Source organism: Candidatus Bandiella numerosa (assembly GCF_021811875.1).
Lineage (GTDB): Bacteria > Pseudomonadota > Alphaproteobacteria > Rickettsiales > Midichloriaceae > Aquirickettsia > Aquirickettsia numerosa_A.
This window is the reverse complement of record NZ_JAJBJD010000182.1, coordinates 1-1779: the sequence shown is the minus strand read 5'-3', so window position 1 is coordinate 1779 and position 1779 is coordinate 1. Positions and strand designations below refer to the sequence as shown.

General features: G+C 24.9%; 2 protein-coding genes. One reads left to right on the top strand and one right to left on the bottom strand.

Going from position 1 to position 1779, the window contains the following annotated elements:
* Nucleotides 1-1189: hypothetical protein (locus L8D11_RS05205; protein WP_236870609.1), on the top strand; the 1189-nt coding region annotated here is incomplete at its 5' end.
* A gap of 8 nt (nucleotides 1190-1197) precedes the next feature.
* Here L8D11_RS05205 and L8D11_RS05200 read toward each other — a convergent pair.
* A complete protein-coding gene (locus L8D11_RS05200; RefSeq protein ID WP_236870608.1) occupies nucleotides 1198-1632 on the bottom strand; it encodes a hypothetical protein in 435 nt (144 codons plus the stop codon).
* Nucleotides 1633-1779: the final 147 nt, after the last annotated feature.

Here is a 1779-nt window from a genome sequence, read left to right as displayed (position 1 = left end):
GTATTCAATTAACTATAATGAATATAATAAATTATTAGAAAATAAATATTTAAATTCATCATCTTCTAAAACCTCAGCTATTATCTATAACGATGCTACTAAATCAAATTATATTACTAGTGAAAGTGAGGAAATTGTTGGCACTGAATTAAATAATAAAAATTTATTAAATACATCAAAACCGCAAAAAAAATATCAAATTAATAATAATTTGCAATTTACAGAAATAACGCCAATTATTAATAAATATCCTCAAAAAAGCCCAGAAGTATGCATTTGTTCAAAATGGACAAATCGATCTGTTCAAAATGAACAAATGTTAATAGTAACTAAGAATAAATATACAAAGAATAATTCTTCTGAAAATAAAATTTTTGTTAATTTGGAAGAAGAAGGTATCTTTATTGATTCTAAAAAAGAAGTAGATATAGCAAATCAAATGATAAATAAATGGAATGAGATTTTTGAATATTCTCTAAAGCCCATAAAAGCTTATAGTAATAAAAAGATAATTGCTAGATTAAACAAAGCCTATAAAGAAATATTTAATTCTTCTATGGATAATTGGGAAGAATACGCTATCAAAGTGAATTCAAGTAAATTCTTAATGGGAGAAAAGGTAACTAAAACTGATTTTAAGGCAACGTTTGCATGGTTAAGTAAATTAGACACTATTCAGATGATATTATCAGGAGAATATGGGGTAGGCGATAGAAAGCCAGATATTGACAATCTTTTTAATAATATAAAAACCCAAAAGAGAGAAGTAGAAAATTTAATTGCAGAAAAGATAAAAAACTCAATATCTAGTAAAATTGATCTTAAAAAAGAAAAAAAGGAGTTTCATGAATATCTACAAACCCAAGCAAAAGTTGATGAATATGGTATTCACAAGAAGTTAGGTAAGAAGTATAATATCGGAGAATACGCAGATACAGGAAGATTTATACGTGCCATATATTCAATATTTGATAGGGAGCATAAGTATATCTACGATTTATTTTTTGAAGAATATTTGTTACGGAAATACGTAAATATAAGTAAGGATAACATTATAATGAAAACAACAGAAGCTCTATCTTTTATTTACAAGGAAAAATCACTAATTGCCTTGCAAAAAATTAAAAGGATAAAAAATATAATTTATCCAGATACTGTAATTGACAGTAAAGCAAATGTTAATATTTAAATATAACTTTATTTTTTTGTTTCTAGTATTATGTTTGTAATAACAGCTATCAGCTCTAATTCAAGGATAAAATTACTATTATTATTTTCTTCTAAATATGCAAAAAATCCTGTACTCTCCTTTTTTAAGATACAATAAGAATTATTTTGTTTAGAATACCCAATAAATAAATTGAGCTTTTTATTCTCGTTATTTAAGTTAGTACTAACTATAAGAATAGAATTTTTGTTAAAGTAAGGGGTGAAAAATGGCGCATATAATCCAAATAATTTACACTTTTGACTTAACGTAGGGCTAACCATAATTAACTTACTAATATTAATAGTACAATTTATGGCACTCCAATTTAAAAATCTACTTATTATAGAAAAATCTATTATTGGTATATATTTATAATTTTCCTTATCTAGAAAGGGCTTAGAAGAAATTATATTTTCACTCATTTTTTCAACTACTAACTCATTAAAGGAAGCATAAATATTAGATAGCGTATAAATAGGAAAAGTGCTAACCTTTGACCTAAAACAATACAGGTATCAAATGGATTTTGAAATAATAGTAAGAAAAAAAGAAAAAGGCGAGGTAGTATC

What these genes read in the sequence shown, in the direction of transcription:
- L8D11_RS05200 (WP_236870608.1), bottom strand. Translation starts at nt 1,632, where the DNA reads ATGAGTGAAAATATAATTTCTTCTAAGCCCTTTCTAGATAAGGAAAAT.